15 protein-coding genes are annotated in these 15,262 nt (G+C 66.5%); 11 read left to right on the top strand and 4 right to left on the bottom strand.

Features of this window, described 5'->3' with window-relative positions:
- The first annotated feature begins 71 nt into the window (after window positions 1-71).
- The 6 genes from AC1RNP_RS01215 to AC1RNP_RS01190 all read left to right on the top strand — a co-directional run bounded on the left by AC1RNP_RS01215 (window position 72) and on the right by AC1RNP_RS01190 (window position 5,225).
- Window positions 72-623: a carboxymuconolactone decarboxylase family protein gene (locus AC1RNP_RS01215; protein ID WP_493049390.1), complete on the top strand. Its 552-nt coding sequence runs from the start codon at window positions 72-74 to the stop codon at window positions 621-623.
- A gap of 70 nt (window positions 624-693) precedes the next feature.
- Window positions 694-1,158 carry a nuclear transport factor 2 family protein gene (locus AC1RNP_RS01210; RefSeq protein WP_493049783.1) on the top strand — a complete coding sequence of 155 codons (465 nt, stop codon included), beginning with the start codon at window positions 694-696 and terminating at the stop codon, window positions 1,156-1,158.
- 10 nt (window positions 1,159-1,168) lie between these two features.
- Complete coding sequence (locus AC1RNP_RS01205; RefSeq protein WP_493049389.1) at window positions 1,169-1,801, top strand: pyridoxamine 5'-phosphate oxidase family protein; 633 nt, start codon at window positions 1,169-1,171, stop codon at window positions 1,799-1,801.
- 174 nt (window positions 1,802-1,975) lie between these two features.
- The gene (locus tag AC1RNP_RS01200; protein ID WP_493049388.1) at window positions 1,976-3,061 is read left to right on the top strand and encodes a two-component system sensor histidine kinase NtrB; all 1,086 of its coding nucleotides are present in this window, start codon (window positions 1,976-1,978) and stop codon (window positions 3,059-3,061) included.
- On the top strand, window positions 3,051-4,502 hold the full coding sequence (gene ntrC / locus AC1RNP_RS01195; protein WP_493049387.1) for a nitrogen regulation protein NR(I): 1,452 nt from the start codon (window positions 3,051-3,053) through the stop codon (window positions 4,500-4,502). Before AC1RNP_RS01200 ends, ntrC begins: the two co-directional genes overlap by 11 nt.
- Before the next feature lie 132 nt (window positions 4,503-4,634).
- Window positions 4,635-5,225 carry a superoxide dismutase family protein gene (locus tag AC1RNP_RS01190; protein WP_493049386.1) on the top strand — a complete coding sequence of 197 codons (591 nt, stop codon included), beginning with the start codon at window positions 4,635-4,637 and terminating at the stop codon, window positions 5,223-5,225.
- A 155-nt stretch (window positions 5,226-5,380) separates the two neighbouring features.
- On the opposite strand, the gene AC1RNP_RS01185 is transcribed toward AC1RNP_RS01190, so the two are convergent.
- Entirely contained in the window at window positions 5,381-6,250 is an 870-nt protein-coding gene (locus AC1RNP_RS01185; RefSeq protein ID WP_493049385.1) for a hypothetical protein, read from the bottom strand.
- 189 nt (window positions 6,251-6,439) lie between these two features.
- On the opposite strand from AC1RNP_RS01185, the gene AC1RNP_RS01180 reads away from it, so the two are divergent.
- The gene (locus AC1RNP_RS01180) at window positions 6,440-7,717 is read left to right on the top strand and encodes an acetyl-CoA C-acetyltransferase (protein WP_493049384.1); all 1,278 of its coding nucleotides are present in this window, start codon (window positions 6,440-6,442) and stop codon (window positions 7,715-7,717) included.
- A gap of 24 nt (window positions 7,718-7,741) precedes the next feature.
- On the opposite strand, the gene AC1RNP_RS01175 is transcribed toward AC1RNP_RS01180, so the two are convergent.
- On the bottom strand, window positions 7,742-8,728 hold the full coding sequence (locus AC1RNP_RS01175; RefSeq protein WP_493049383.1) for an alpha/beta fold hydrolase: 987 nt from the start codon (window positions 8,726-8,728) through the stop codon (window positions 7,742-7,744).
- A gap of 163 nt (window positions 8,729-8,891) precedes the next feature.
- Between AC1RNP_RS01175 and AC1RNP_RS01170 the strand changes: the two genes are divergently transcribed.
- Together AC1RNP_RS01170 and AC1RNP_RS01165 are read left to right on the top strand one after the other, a co-directional pair.
- Window positions 8,892-9,752, top strand: a complete 861-nt coding sequence (locus AC1RNP_RS01170) for a helix-turn-helix domain-containing protein (protein ID WP_493049382.1) — start codon at window positions 8,892-8,894, stop codon at window positions 9,750-9,752.
- Window positions 9,753-9,960: 208 nt separating this feature from the next.
- On the top strand, window positions 9,961-11,034 hold the full coding sequence (locus AC1RNP_RS01165) for a DUF4349 domain-containing protein (protein WP_493049381.1): 1,074 nt from the start codon (window positions 9,961-9,963) through the stop codon (window positions 11,032-11,034).
- A 45-nt stretch (window positions 11,035-11,079) separates the two neighbouring features.
- On the opposite strand, the gene AC1RNP_RS01160 is transcribed toward AC1RNP_RS01165, so the two are convergent.
- Entirely contained in the window at window positions 11,080-11,916 is an 837-nt protein-coding gene (locus AC1RNP_RS01160; protein ID WP_493049380.1) for a nuclear transport factor 2 family protein, read from the bottom strand.
- Between the two features lie 96 nt (window positions 11,917-12,012).
- Here AC1RNP_RS01160 and AC1RNP_RS01155 point away from each other — a divergent pair, with 96 nt between their 5' ends.
- Window positions 12,013-12,870 carry a LysR family transcriptional regulator gene (locus tag AC1RNP_RS01155; RefSeq protein WP_493049379.1) on the top strand — a complete coding sequence of 286 codons (858 nt, stop codon included), beginning with the start codon at window positions 12,013-12,015 and terminating at the stop codon, window positions 12,868-12,870.
- A gap of 59 nt (window positions 12,871-12,929) precedes the next feature.
- On the opposite strand, the gene AC1RNP_RS01150 is transcribed toward AC1RNP_RS01155, so the two are convergent.
- The gene (locus AC1RNP_RS01150; protein WP_493049378.1) at window positions 12,930-13,352 is read right to left on the bottom strand and encodes an XVIPCD domain-containing protein; all 423 of its coding nucleotides are present in this window, start codon (window positions 13,350-13,352) and stop codon (window positions 12,930-12,932) included.
- A gap of 254 nt (window positions 13,353-13,606) precedes the next feature.
- On the opposite strand from AC1RNP_RS01150, the gene AC1RNP_RS01145 reads away from it, so the two are divergent.
- Window positions 13,607-15,184: a CocE/NonD family hydrolase gene (locus tag AC1RNP_RS01145; protein ID WP_493049377.1), complete on the top strand. Its 1,578-nt coding sequence runs from the start codon at window positions 13,607-13,609 to the stop codon at window positions 15,182-15,184.
- Window positions 15,185-15,262: the final 78 nt, after the last annotated feature.

The raw sequence follows: 15,262 nt of genomic DNA, 5'->3' as shown, positions 1-15,262 counted from the left end.
AGTAGTTTGCAAATATGGAATAATTTAGGCTGAGTCTCTCGGCCCACAGGCCCTTTTCCCAGAGCACTCAGATGTCCCGCATTCCAACCCCCGCCACGATCGAATCCGCTCCCGCCGCATCCCAGCCGCTGCTGGAAGCCGTCAAGCAGCAGTTGGGGGTGGTGCCGAACCTGTTCCGCATGGTGGCCAACAGCCCGGCCGCCCTCGAAGGCTATCTCGGCATGTCCGGCGCGCTCGCGACAGGCGCGCTACCGGCGCAGACCCGGGAACGCATCGCCCTTGCCGTGGCCGAGATCAACGGCTGCAGCTACTGCCTGTCCGCGCATACCTATCTGGGCAAACACCTGGCCAAGCTCGACGACGCCGAGATCGCCGCGAACCGCAGCGGAACCTCGAACGATCCGAAGGCCGATGCCGCGGTGCGCTTCGCCGCTCAGGTGACTCGTCTGCGCGGCAAGGTCAGCGCGGAGGATCTGCTCGCAGTCAAGCACGCCGGCTACAGCGATGCCCAGATTGTCGAGATCGTCCAGCACGTCGCCCTCAACACCTGGACGAACTACATCAACGAAGTCGCCGCCACCGAAATCGATTTCCCGGTGGTCAATGCGCGATTGGCCGCGTGAGTATCGGCATCTCCGGTCGTTCGGGCGGACAGCCCGGCCGGCTGCGGAACTTCACCCCACTGGAGACTTTATGGACCGTCCACCCTTGCCGCCGTTCTCGTTGGAGACGGCCATACAGAAAGTGCGTCTGGCCGAGGACGCATGGAACTCACGCGATCCGGCTCGTGTCGCGCTGGCATACACGGTCGACAGCCAGTGGCGCAATCGCTCGGAGTTCTTCAGCGGGCGCGAAGCCATCGAGGCGTTCCTGACGCGCAAGTGGCAACACGAACTTGAGTATCGGTTGATCAAGGAGTTGTGGGCATTTCGGGAGAACCGGATCGCGGTCCGCTTCGCCTACGAATCGGTCAATGCGCAGGGGCAATGGACGCGCAGCTACGGCAACGAAAACTGGGAGTTTGACGAGCACGGGTTGATGCGCCGGCGTCTTGCCAGCATCAACGATCTTCCGATCGCTGAAGGCGACAGGAAATTCCACTGGCCGCCGGGGCGCCGTCCGGATGAACACCCGTCGTTGAGTGACCTTGGACTCTGATGCTGACGCCGTGACCACTCGAAAGTATTCCAGCGATATCGCGTTCACGCCCGCGGTGAAGGCGTTGCAGGAGCGCCGGGGCTCGCGCCAAGCCTATGCGCGCATGGAAGAGGGCGGGGCGTGGAACACGGTGATCACGCCTGAGCTGAGGGCGTTTATCGCGGAGCAGCGCAGTGTGTTCCTGGCGACGGTCAATGCCGAAGGCCAACCTTATATCCAGCATCGCGGCGGTCCGCCCGGCTTCTTGCGGGTGTTGGACGAGCGCACGCTGGGGTTCGTCGATTTTTCAGGGAATCGGCAATACATCAGCACGGGGAATCTGCTCGAGAATCCCAAGGCGCACCTGTTCCTGATCGACTATCGCCATCGCCGGCGGGTCAAGGTATGGGGAGAAGCGCGGGTGGTGGATGCGGATGAGGACTTGCTCGCACAGCTGATGCCGGAGGGCTACAAGGCGAAGCCCGAGCAGGTCATGTTGTTCACCGTTTCCGCATGGGACGCCAACTGTCCGCAACATATTCCGGTGCGGTACGAGGCGGCCGACGTATTGGCGGCGCTTTCGGAAAAGGACAAGCGGATCGAGGCATTGGAGGCTGAGCTCAAAGAGTTGCGAGGTCTTGCCCCGCGCGTCGGCGGGCGCTAGCTTCGAACCGGATTTGTTTCCACGGCGAAGCGCTTGCTTCCGGGGCGGTGGTCGTCAGGCTGGTCTCCCGAGCCGCAGGGGACGCCTCCGGACCTGGCGAGCCGCGCGATTCCAGTGGCGGCTTCGACCGATGGAATCCGTGCGTTCATCCAACGCCTGCACTATATTGGTGCAATGAGCGCCGACACTGCCGCCTACGACCTGTTGAGCACGCCCCTGGCGCAGGCCGACGCGGATGGCCACATCCTCTCGGCCAATATCGCCTTCGCCCGCTGGCTGGGCGTCAGCGCCAAACGCATGCCGGGCCTGCCGCTGGCCGCCTTCGAGTTCGAGGGCGATGCACTGGCGCGGTGCATGGCCGATCGCGGCGAGCGCGAGCTTGTGTGCCTGCGGCGCCTGCCGCTGGCGTTCCCCGGGGCCATCGGGCCGCCGCATTTCGCCGATGTCTGGCTGGCCCGGCTCGATGCCGGCGGCTGGCGGCTGGAGGCACATCCGGTCGACGAGTTTCCGGGGGAGGATCCGCTGTCGGCGCTGCCCTCGGCGATGTCGGCCGCGTTGAAAGGTCTCGCGCACGAGTTGCGCAATCCGCTGGCGGGCGTGAAGGGCGCGGCGCAGTTGCTTTCGCGGCGTCATGACGATCCGGTTTCGCGCGAACTCACCGGCCTGATCGAATCGGAAGTCGAACGCCTCACGCAGTTGCTCGATCGTCTGCTCTCGCCCGCGCCGCCGCAGCCGCACACCGATCTGAACATCCACGTCGTGCTCGAACGCGTGCTGCGCCTGGCCGAAAGCGACGCGGGCTGGACGGTGAAGCTGTTGCGCGACTACGACCCGAGTCTGCCCGATCTACGTGGCGATGCCGACCGACTGACACAGGCGGTGTGGAACCTCGTGCGCAACGCCATCGAAGCGGGCGCCGCCACGGTCACGCTGCGCACGCGTGCCGAGCACGGCGCGCGCATCGCCGATCGTCTGTATTCGGTGGCGTTGCGTCTGGAGATTTCCGACGACGGGCATGGCGTGCCGGAGTCGCTGGCCGAACAGGTGTTCCTGCCGCTGGTGTCCGGGCGCGCGGAAGGCAGCGGCCTTGGCCTGGCATTGGCGCAGCAGGTGGCGCGCGAGCATCGCGGCTCACTGACGTTCCGCTCGCGGCCGGGGCATACCGTTTTTACGTTGCTGCTACCGCTGGTGCTCACCGAGCTGGAGCACATTGAGTTGAAGCAGACAGAACTGAAGCAGGAATTCGCCAATGGCAAATGAGCCGCTCCAAGGTCAGCCGTCCCAGGAGCAGGCCCATATCTGGGTCGTCGATGACGATCGCAGCGTGCGCTTCGTGCTGGCAACGGCATTGCGCGACGCCGGTTTCGAGGTGACGGGATTCGACTCCGCGCAGTCCGTGCTCGAAGCGCTCGGCACGCGCACGGCACCGCAGCTGTTGTTCACCGACGTGCGCATGCCCGGCGACGATGGCCTGGTATTGCTCGACAAACTCAAGCGCACGCATCCGCGACTACCGGTGATCGTGATGTCGGCCTACACTGACGTCGCCAGCACGGCGGGTGCATTCCGCGGTGGTGCGCACGAATTTTTATCGAAGCCTTTTGATCTCGACGATGCGGTCGCGCTGGCAACGCACACGCTCGCGCAGCAGCGCGAAGCGGCCGAGGGTGAGATCGCACCGACCGGCGATGCGGGAGGCGATGCCGATTCGCTGATCGGCGAGACGCCGGCGATGCGGCAATTGTTCCGCGCCATCGGCCGTCTGGCGCAGGCGCCGTTGTCGGTGCTGATCACCGGCGAAACCGGTACCGGCAAGGAGTTGGTGGCGCGCGCGCTGCATCGCGAATCGCCGCGCGCGCGCGGGCCGTTCGTGGCCTTGAACACGGCGGCAATCCCGGCCGAACTGCTGGAAAGCGAGCTGTTCGGCCACGAAGCCGGTGCTTTCACCGGCGCGGCGAAGCGCCACATCGGGCGTTTCGAACAGGCCAACGGCGGCACGCTGTTTCTCGATGAGATCGGCGACATGCCGCTGCCGTTGCAGACGCGATTGCTGCGCGTGCTAGCCGAGGGCGAGTTCTTCCGTGTTGGCGGACGCGAGTTGATTCGTGTCGAAGTGCGCGTGGTGGCGGCGACGCACCAGCATCTGGAAGCGCTGGTCGCCGATGGCCGTTTCCGCGCCGATCTGCTGCATCGTCTCGATGTGGTGCGCTTGCGCCTGCCGCCCTTGCGCGAACGTCGCGAGGATATTCCGAGGCTGGCCGAACGTTTCCTGCAATCCGCCGCCGAACGTATCCAGGCGCCGCCGAAGCGTTTCGGCAAGGCCGCGCTGGAACGCCTGCTCGCCTACGACTGGCCCGGCAATGTGCGCGAGCTGGAAAACCTGTGCTGGCGCGTGGCCGCGCTGGCGCCGACGGACACGATCACTGTCGCCGATCTCGATGGCACCCTGACCGCGAGCGCGCCGCCGACGGTGCCCGCCGTCGCGACCGACTGGGATGCGGCGCTCGCCGAGTGGACGCATGCGCGTTTGCGCGCGGGGGACGAGGACATCCATGCGCAGGCGCGCGAGCGTCTCGATCGTGTCCTGCTCGAAGTCGCGCTGTCGCACACGGGCGGCAGGCGCGCGGAGGCCGCGGCACGGCTCGGACTTGGGCGCAATACGGTGACGCGCAAGCTGGGATCGGGGCGCAAGCCTCGATGAGTGCGATCACTATCGAGGCTTGCGTAAATTTAAGTGACGAGCGAATGCTTTCCGCTCAACACTTACGAACGCTTCATCTTGCATAAACCCCGCGCTGATTAGCGTAACCTTCCCCCGTTGACGGAGTCTGTCATGCAAGTCTCCATGCGTCATACATTGCTTTCGGCCGCGATCGTCATGATGGTTGCCGCCTGTTCCAGCACTTCCGGCACCAAACCTTCGCCAGGCGCGACACCGAAGTCCGTGCCGGTTCCGACCACGAGCACGGCGAAATCGGCGACAGCGAATCTCGCCTCCGCATCGGGCAGTCTGGTCAGCGGCAAGCTCACGCTCGTACCGATGCGCGATGGCGTGCACATCACTGGCGAGATCGGTGGTCTTGGCGCGGGGAAAACGCATGCCATCCACGTACACGAGAAGGGCGATTGCAGCGCGGTGGATGCCAGCAGCGCGGGCGGACATTTCAATCCCACCGGCAACCCGCATGGCCGCGCGGGGACGGGCACGCATCACGCGGGCGACATGGACAACATCGTGGCCGACGCCGACGGTGTTGCGAAGATCAACATCCATCTGATGGGCGTCACGCTGGGCGGCGGCGCCTTCAATGATGTCGCCGGCAGGGCGATCGTGGTGCATGCGGCGGCGGATGATTACAGAAGCCAGCCGGCCGGCAATTCCGGTGCGCGCGTGGCTTGCGGTGTGATCAATGTGACGCAGTGATGCTTTCCCTTCTCCCCTCGGGAGAAGGTGCCCCGCAGGGGCGGATGAGGGCAGGGAATAACTTGCCGGAAGGTTTCCGTGAGCTGGAATTTTCCCGCCCTCATCCGTCGCTTCGCGCCACCTTCTCCCGAAGGGAGAAGGAAACCAAAGCTCGTTTACAGTTCTTCCACGGGATCGCCGTTGCAGTGCGCGAATGTCACGGCAACGCCATGCGCCATCAGCACCGCGGCCATTTGCCGCTGACGGGCTTCGAAATGCGAGAAGCCGCGCTGCAGGCGTTCGATGTCCTCGCCGACATCGCGCGCGTAGCGCTTGCGCCAGGCGTCGGGCGTGAGCAGGGCGATGCGCGCCTCGCCGTCGACGTAATGCAATAACGGCTCCGGTGGCGCATCCAGCCAGGCTTCGCGCTGCGGCGAGAGCAGCGCCGTTTCCAGGATCGGCCACAGCGGCGCCAGTCCGGCGTGTTCGTACTGCATCGCCGTGAGCGCGCACAGGTCGTGTACGGTGAGGTAGCGGGCGTGCTCAACGCGCAGCCCGAAGACTTCCTGTGCCTGCAGGGCGGTGGCCGCGCCGGCCATGCCGCGTTCCATCAGATCGCGTTCGAATGTATCGCCGACCTGTCGCGCGATGGCGGCGTCCCCACTCAGCAGCCACGGCACCAGGCGCAGTGGTCCGCCAGCGTAATCGCCGGAGGGTGACAATGCCCCGGGCAGGCGATCCTCGTGGCTGCCGAAGGCGATGATGCGGCCTTGCTCGCCGCGGTTGCCCGGCGCGCGCGCGCCGAGCTGATCGAGCTCGTGATGCACGGGCCAGCCCGGGCGCAGCAGTTCCACGGGGTCGTAGTGGGCGCCGACGATGATCAAGTCGAGCGCCGCGGCGTCGGCGGCGAAGCCGGCGAGATCGTGCGCGATCGCGGCTGCCAGCGCGCCCGCGGCCTGTTGCGGGAGTGCGTCGCGCGTGGTCCCGTCGCTCGGGGCGAGTTCCAGCGCCAGTGCGCCGAGCACTTGGAAGGAGGGGTCATTCATTGCGAATCGGGGTCACTTCGAACAGTCACGCATCGAGCCACAGCATCTAATGTGGCGAGGATACGGGTTTTTGCGAGGAGTTCACGCCACGTGATTGGCCCTGCGCAGCGACAGCGCTAGACTGCATGCCTCCCGCCCAGCCGTCAAAGCGCGCCGTCGGAGATGGCGCTCGAAAACCGAGGAACCCCCATGCTACAAGGCCGTCCCGTCGCCGTGCTCGGCGGCGTCCGCATCCCCTTCTGCCGGCAGTACACGGCGTACACGGATGTCGGCAATCTCGGCATGTCGGTCCGCACGCTCGGCGCCCTGGTGGAGAAATTCGGCCTGCACGGCCAGCAGCTGGGCGAAGTGGCGATGGGCGCGGTGCTCAAGCACAGCAGCGACTGGAACCTCGGCCGCGAGGCGACGCTGTCCTCCGGCTTGTCGCCGCTGACGCCGGGCATCACCCTGCAGCGCGCCTGCGGCACCTCGCTGGACAGCCTCATCACCGTCGGCAACAAGATTGCCACCGGGCAGATCGAATCCGGCATTGGCGGCGGTTCGGACACCACCTCCGATGTGCCGATCGTGTTCGGACAGAAGCTCCGCCGCCGCCTGATCGCCGCGGTCACGGCCAAGACCACGAAGGACAAGCTGCGCGCGTTCAAGGGCTTCCACCTGCGCGAGTTGAAGCCCGAGTACCCGGGCGTGGCCGAACCGCGCACCGGCAAGTCGATGGGTGACCACTGCGAGGACATGGCCAAGGAGTGGAACATCGCGCGCGATTCGCAGGACGAACTCGCCGTCGCCTCGCATCACAAGCTGGCCGCGGCTTACGAGCGCGGCTTCTTCGACGATCTGGTGGTGAGCTTCCGTGGCGTCTCGCGCGACAACATCCTGCGCGCCGACACTTCGATCGAGAAGCTGGCCACGCTCAAGCCCGCGTTCGACAAGATTTCCGGTCGCGGCACGCTCACCGCCGCCAATTCCACGCCGCTCACCGATGGCGCGGCCGCCTGCCTGCTGTCCTCGGACGAGTGGGCGGCCCAGCATGGACATGAAGTGTTGTGCCACATCCGCGACGCGCAGGTGGCCGCGGTCGATTTCGTGCATGGCGAAGGCCTGCTGATGGCGCCAACCATCGCGGTGCCGGAGATGCTCAAGCGCAACGGCCTCACCCTGCAGGATTTCGACATCTACGAAATCCACGAAGCCTTCGCCGCGCAGGTGCTGTGCACGCTGCGCGCCTGGGAAAGCGAGGACTACTGCCGCAACCGCCTGGGCCTGGACGCGCCGTTGGGCAAGATCGATCCGGCCAAGCTCAATCCGCTCGGGTCCTCGCTCGCCACCGGCCATCCGTTCGCGGCCACCGGCGCGCGCATCGTCGCCACCGCCGCCAAGCAGTTGAAGGAACGTGGTCGCGGCCGCTGCCTGATCTCGATCTGCACTGCTGGCGGCATGGGCGTGGTGGCGATCCTGGAGCGTTGAGGCGTTGCGGTCCTGACGGCACGCTCAGGCAACGTCCCACAATTGCCGCGCTTCCTCGGCGAGGACGTCCGGCAGTTCCTCCGGCCAGAACGTCTTCATGCCCTCCAGCCGGCGCACGCCGCGCGAGTTGCCGAAGGCGCGATCCAGGCGATCCGGGCTGTCCGGCGAGAAGAGCGTGTCGGCCGCACCCCATACGATCCGTACCGGTCCTTTGAAACGCTTCAAGGCGGGCGCGATGCCGGTCAGCGGGTTGGGTTCAAAGCCGATGATGGACGCATCCACCAAGGCGCGTTGTCGTGGTGAGCGGATCAATGGCTTGAAGTAGTAGTCGATCGCTTCGTCGGTGAGTGTCGCGGGATTGGCGTAGACCGCACCGCCGATGGCGTTCGGCAGCCGGGCGGAGGCTTTGTCCGCCAGCCAGCCGTCAAACACGTCGGTGGATTTTCCGGCGTGCGCGAGCGCGATCAATGGCTTGAGCGCGGAAGGCGGGCTGTCCTGCGCTTCGTCGCCGTTGGTGAGCAGCACGGTGCGCACACGCTGCGGATGGCGCGCGATGATGAGCTGTGCGATAGCATCGCCGCTGTCGTTCGCGATGAGGTCGACATCCCGGATGGCGAGCTTGTCCAGCAACGCCAGCAGCATGGCGGCCTGCGCGGCGGGCGTCACGCTCTGGCCGGGGGCGACGCGGGTGTATCCCAATGCCAGCAGGTCGGGCGCGATGCAGCGACGATGCGCCGAGAGGCGATCGAGCGCGCCACGCCATTGGAATCCGTTGTACGGATGGGCGTGCAGGAACAGAGCCGCCTTGCCCGTGCCGCGTTCGATGTAGGCGATCTCGCCGAAGCGGGTTTTGGCGAAGCGTCGCGATGCGTGGTATCGCGCGGCATTCAACGGAGCGTTCGTATCAGTGGTCGTGTCACGGACGCTGGCGATCGCGCGAACGCTGTGTCCGCTCAATATCCCACCCGCCAATGCGCCGGCCGCCAGGCCGATGAACTGTCTGCGTTGCATGCACGTGTCCTCGGAAAATGGAGCCTCTTGGCTCGACGGCGAGGAGCATGGGCGGGCGGCGAGAGCCCCGGCAATGACCTCCGAGGTCATATCGCCGCGATTTCGCACGAGATAGGCCATCAGTCATGGCTCGCAGCGGCCATGGCCTCACTATGATCACTGCGTGGAATCTCCGCCGCGCACGCCGAAGCCATCGAACCCCCATGCGCATGCGGGTGTGCTCTTGCGCGAATGGCGCGCAGCGCGCGGATTGAGCCAGCTGGATCTGGCATTGAGCGCGGGTGTCTCCGCGCGCCATCTGAGCTACGTCGAAACCGGAAAGGCGCAACCCAGCCGCGAGATGGTGCGGCGCTTCGCCGAAGTGCTGGGCATGCCTGCGCGCGAGCGCGATGCCCTGCTGGTGGCCGCGGGCCACGCGCCGGAAGCGGCAGAGACGGTGTTGAGCGGATCGGAGCAGGCGAACATCCAGCGTGCCGTCGATTACTTCCTTGCCCAGCATGAACCCTATCCGGCGTTTCTGGTGAGCCGGCACTGGGACGTGCTGATGGCTAATCGCGGCGCGCAACGCATTGGCGATTTCGTCATGGACGGCCGTCCGAGCGCGCATCGGAACATCATCCGCCAGGTCTTCGATCCCGCCGACATGCGTGCGGCCACGGCGAACTGGGAGGAGCTGGCGGGCGAGCTGATCCGGCACGTGCATGCGGCGGTGGCGGCGATGCCGTCGGACCCGGTGCCGCGCGCCCTGCTCGAGGAGGCGCTGGCCTACCCCGGCGTTCCGCCGCAATGGCGCACGCGCGATCCGGATGCAACGCTGTCTCCGCTGCTGACCACGGTGTTTCGCAAGCATGGGCGCGAGTTGCGCTTCTTCTCCACCTTCACCATGTTCGGCTTCGCCCGGAACATCACACTGCAGGATCAGCACATCGAATGCTGCTTTCCGATGGACGATGCCACGGCCGCGTTCTGCCATGAATTGCGCGATCGAGAAAAGACAGCCAGCGAGGCCGGGCAACACGCCTGAAGGCCATCGATCTCGCCCGGACAGGTTGCGTCGCCATCGCCGGCGGGCGATTGGCGCGGCCAGCCGTGGTTTCGCTCCGCATCGCCGACGGCGGAACGCGGCGGTGATCCTGGGCCGCCGCTTCCGTTAACCCCGAAGCGCTGGGTGGCGCGTATGCAGTCCTCGCCGACTGCAACGTCCACCCACCTTCATCGCCAAGGGGTTCACCATGCAAGCGAATTTCCGCACCGGTCTGCTGCTGTGCTGCCTGACCGTGCTCATCGGTGCCTGCGCCAAGCAGGAATCACCCGCGTCCGCCGGCGTCGCGGCCGACACCGAGATGGCGCAGGCCGTACTGGCCGAGAAGGTCGCCGCACCCGCGCCACCGCCCATGCAGCCGCAGGAAGCGCGGGCGCGGATCGCCACCACCGCCACCGTCCCTGACGCCGGATCGGCACCCGCGCCCGACACGCAGACGCAACTGCAATCCTCGTCGATGGCCTTCAACGACGGCGAGCGCAAGTTCATCCGCACCGCCAACGCACAGTTCAGCGTGAAAGAGGTCTATCGCTCCGCGCTCGCCATCGAGGATCTGGCCGCGCAGTACGGCGGTTTCGTCACCCGGAACGACATCCGCGCCGATATCGAGAGCACGCTGTCGCGGCCCGACGGCGACGGTCAAGTGATCGATCTGGCGACCTACGTCTTGCGCGCGGACTTGCAGGTGCGCGTGCCGAGCGCGCGCACGCAGGAGTTCCTGCGCGCGATGGCGGCGCAGGTGGAATTCCTCGACCGTCGCGGTTTCTCCGCGCAGGACGCGCAATTCGAACTGCTGCGGCAGAAGCTGGCGTTCGCGCGCCAGCAGCAGGCGCAGGGCGCGCTGGGCGAAGTGGCCGACGGCGCGGGCAGGGCATCGGCGAAAACCGAGGCGATCTATGCGCGCGCCGAGGCGCAGGCACAGCGTGATGAAGCCTTGATTGCGCAGAAGACCTTCGAGGATCGCGTGGCCTACAGCACGATCGATCTCGCGCTGTATCAGGCCCCGCAGGTGCGCCGCACGGTGCGTCCGGATGTGGAAGCGATCGTGCGCGCCGAATCGCCGGGTTTCTTCACGCGCCTGTGGCATTCCATGCGTGCGGGATGGGACGGCTTCTTGAATCTCGTCCTCGCCCTGGCCGCGCTGTGGCCGTTGTGGCTGGTCGCGATCGTGGCAGGCTGGTGGCTGCGCCGGCTGATGATGCGCCGCCCGCGCGCTGTCGCGCCGGTGGCTGCGCCCTCCGTCGAAACTCGTTCTGATGCCTGATGCACGATGCACCTCCACTCCGGCGCCGCGTCGCCGGAGCGGAGGTCATGGCGAAGGCGTGGCCGGCGCCACCAGATAATCCAGATGCGCGATGCGCCACAGGCCACCGCTGCGCACCAGCAGGGCATCGTCGACCACGACCCTGCTGGATCGGCGATGCGTGAAGTGCGCCCAGCCCACATTCCCGGCATTTTCGATGCGCTCGATGCGGCGCTCCACGCTTTGCGGCCGGGTATCGGTCGCGGCATCCCTGTCGAAGCGCGCCGACCATTCCGCGATCGGCCACGCCACCAGCTCGCCGTCTTCGAGCGTTGCCGTCTGCGCCTGCGGCAGATAGGCGCTGGCGAGCAGGCCGCCGTCATTGGCGTCCATCGCGGCGAGCTTGCGCCGGATCAGGGCTTCGATCTCCCGTTTGCCGCGCGCGTCGGCGGCCCGGGTGTCCGCAGTCGCATCGGCCAGCGATTGCCTGACGAAGACCTTGCCGACGATGCGCCAACGGCCTTCGATGCGCAGCAGCGTGAGGTAATCGCGGAACTGGAAATCGTCGAACCGGCTCAGCGCTTCCGCCGATGCACCGTCGCCGCTCTGGTCGATCCACAGGATGCGCCGCTCCCGCGCGACAGGGATTGCCTGCGCGGGATCGGCCAGACGCGCCTTCCAGCGATTCTGATCGAGCGATTGCAGGCGTCCCTCGGCATCGGCCCAGAACATGATCGTGCCGGGATGGAAGGCGAGGCCGAGCAACTTCGGATCGCGTTCGTCGTTGGCGGCGAAGTAGTGGCGGATCGCCTGTTCGATGCCGGCGCGATCGGGAGCGGCGGATTGGGCCATCGCGAGTACGGGTGCCGAAACGAGCAGCAGCGAGAGCAGGGCGCGAAGCATGGGAAATCCCGTCGGGGAGCGAAGGGCAAGCTAGCGCGTTGACACCGTTCGATCCATCTGATTTTCTTTGAGTCCATCGTCAAGGAAAATCGAACGATGCGATACGCATTGCGATTCCTGCCGAGCTTCCTCGCCGTGGTGGATGCCGGTGGTGTGCGCGCGGCCGCGGCGCGCCTGCACAAGACCCAGGCCGCGGTGAGTTACGACCTGCAGCAGTTGCAGGCCGCGCTCGGCGTGCAGTTGTTCGTGCGCAGCGGGCGCGCACTGCGTCCCACCGCGACCGGCGAGCGGCTCGCGCAGGCCGGTGGCGATTGGCTGGCCGTACTGGAAGCGGCGGTGGGCAGCGGATGCGAGGAGACGACGCCGGTGCGCATTGCCGCCGTCTCGGGATTCGGCCGCTACGTCGCGCATCGGCGATTGATGCGGCATGCCGATGGCCGTCCCTTGCGCCTGCACTATCTGCTCAATGATGCGGTGCTGGCGCAGGTGCGCGATGCGCAGGCGGATTTCGGTTTCTGCTTCAGCAGCCGGCCGAGCCGGGCGCTCACTTTCGTTCCCGTGTATCGCGAGCGGTTGGTGCTGGTCGTGCCGCCGGACTGGCGGATGCCGCGCGAGGCCGTCGCCCGCAGGCGATTGCTCGCGGAGCGCCCGGCGGTGACCTACGACGAAAGCGATTATGTGTTCGCGCGCTGGTTCGACGCGGCCTATCGTGATCCGCGCCATCGTTGCGTGCCCGGCGATCATTACGCCGAGCTGGAAGAAGTACTGGCCGCCGTGGCGGCAGGCCGCGGCTACAGCATCGTGCCCGGCGATGCGGCGCAAGCGCTGGCGCGGCTGCATCCGGTCAGGATTCCGACACCGCAGCCGCCAGTGGAGAACCAGGTCTATGCCGTCCACCGCGTTGGGGACGACCGCTGGAACGGTTACTGGCGCGCGTTCGCCGCGCGCGGATGAGGAAGCGGGATCGCGACGACGCTTCGGCGATCAGAGCTTCGGCGATCAGACAAGAGCGGTCAGAGCAGCCCGTGCCTTGGCGATTCCTGCTGCGGCCGATCCTGCTGTCGCGCGTCGATCGACTGCTGCTGCCGCGTTTGCAGTTCGAGTGCCTGATTGACCGACTCCAGGCGCTGCATCGATTCGGCCACCGGCGTCTGCGTGGCGAGCTGCGTGGGCATGTGGGCGCGCAGCATGGACGGATCGTCTGGCCGTCCCTGCACGAGGAAGACGTTCTCGCCGGGGGCGACGTTGCGGTTCCTGCCGTCGCTCAGCATCACGTGATCGACGCGGGTCAGCCCGTTCTCCTTCGCCAGCGGCAGCAGGCTGGCGGCGAGGCGGTCGCTGGCCTCGTCGGACGCGCGGCCGTGCTGGGCGTCCAGGCGCTGCACGCCATCGCGGATCTGGGAGTACAGCGGATAGTCGGGATGCGAGGATTGCATGGCATCGGGTCTCATCGGTGGAACACGAGTCGCGCGAATCGTATCGCCCATCTCCATTGCGAACCAAGCGCCGGCGTCTCAGATCGGCTGCGCACAAGGCTTCCGGATGACTGCTGCGGTGCAACAGCGACCGTATGTCATGAAGACATTACGCAATTTTCATTGTTCCACGACGGAACGAGGCGCTAAATCGCTGCGCGAACCATACGGGTTCGTATAGAAGCGTATTGGACGCCTTCGGGAGGGGGCAGCTCATGCGTCGATTCGTCGAGTCGTTTTTGTTGTGGGCGGTGTTGCTGCTGGGCGCCGCGCCCGCCATGGCGGGGGGATTCAATGCCAGCTATCGCGTGATCCCGGTGTACGGCGGTGTCTCGACCACGGGCGTGGTGTTGACGCCCAGGGATCAGGGGCCGGGGCCGTTTCCGCTGATCGTCATGCCGACCAGTTGGGGCGCGCCCAATCTGGAATACGTGGGACGCGGCAGCATCCTCGCCAGCCAGGGCTACGTGGTGGTGAGCTACACCTCGCGCGGATTCTGGGAGGCGGGTGGGCTGGTCGACATCGCCGGTCCGGAAACGATCGAGGACGTGAGCGCGGTGATCGACTGGGCGCTGGCGAACACGCCGTCCGATCCGAAGGCGGTCGGCGCGTCCGGCATTTCCTACGGCGCGGGGATCAGCCTGCTTGCGGCCGAGCGTGATCCGCGCATCAAGGCGGTGGCGGCGCTGAGCGGCTGGGCCGATCTGGAAGCGTCGCTGTACGCGAATCAGACGGTGAGTCAGCAGGGCGCGGCGTTGCTGGTCCTGGCCAGCACGTTCACTGGTCGGCCTGGGCCGTTGCTGGCAGAGGCTACCGCGCACATCGCGCTCGGCGATTTCGACGGTGCGGTCGCGGGCCTGTTGCCGCATGCACCGGTGCGCAGCGCGATCACCGATGTCGCCAGCCTCAACGCCAACAAGACGGCGGTGCTGCTGGCCAATGCCTACGGCGACAGCCTTTTCCCGCCGCTGCAATACATCAACTTCTTCAACCATCTCAGCGGTCCCAAGCAGTTGCTGTTCGCGCATGGCGATCACGGCACGGTGGAAATTCCGGGCGTGCTGGGTCTGCCGAACGAAGCCTATGACGCGGCCGGTCGCTGGTTCGATCGTCATCTAAAGGGCCTGGACAACGGCGTCGACAGCGAATCGCCGGTGCGCCTGAAAACGCAGGACGGGCAATGGAACGGCTACGCGGACTGGGCGGCGGTGCAGGCCGGTGCGACGACGTTCGGGCTGGGCAAGCCCGGCGGCCTGTTGCCGACCGGTAGCCTGAGCGCAGGTACCAGCAGCGGCTGGCAGCATCGCATCAACACCGGCGCGCCCACGTTGGCCACCTCCGGCATCGTCTTCGCCAGCGGCTTCCTGCAGGGGCTCACGGTGGCGCAGCCGGTCTCGGTGCCGCTGATCTCGCGCTTCGATGCCGCGGTCTGGTCCGGACCGGCTTATGCGACGCGCAAGCGCGTCACGGGTGCGCCGAAGCTGCACATCACGGTGACGCCGAGCCAGGCGAACACCTCGCTGTTCGCCTATCTCTACAGCGTGGACGTGTTCGGCACCGGCGAACTGCTCACCCACAAGCCCTACAGCCTGCGCAACGCCATGTCGGGTGTGGCACGGACGCTCGACATCGAGCTGGAAGCCACCAGCTGGGAAATCCCGGCCGGCCGCAAGCTGGTACTGGTCGTGGATACCATCGATCCGCGCTACGCCAGCGCCAGCCAGTTGGGCGGGAACGTGGTGTTCAGCTCGCCCGCATCGAGCCCGTCGACGCTGACGGTGCCGCTGCGCTGATCCAAGCCTGAAAGGCGGCGCCCGCCAACTTCCGGCAGGCGCCGCCGTTTCGATGCCGTGGCAGAGTCCTTCCGTCTT

The sequence above is a fragment of the Luteimonas sp. GW821-FHT14E02 genome (assembly GCF_058803905.1).
This window is presented reverse-complemented; position numbering and strand designations above follow the sequence as displayed.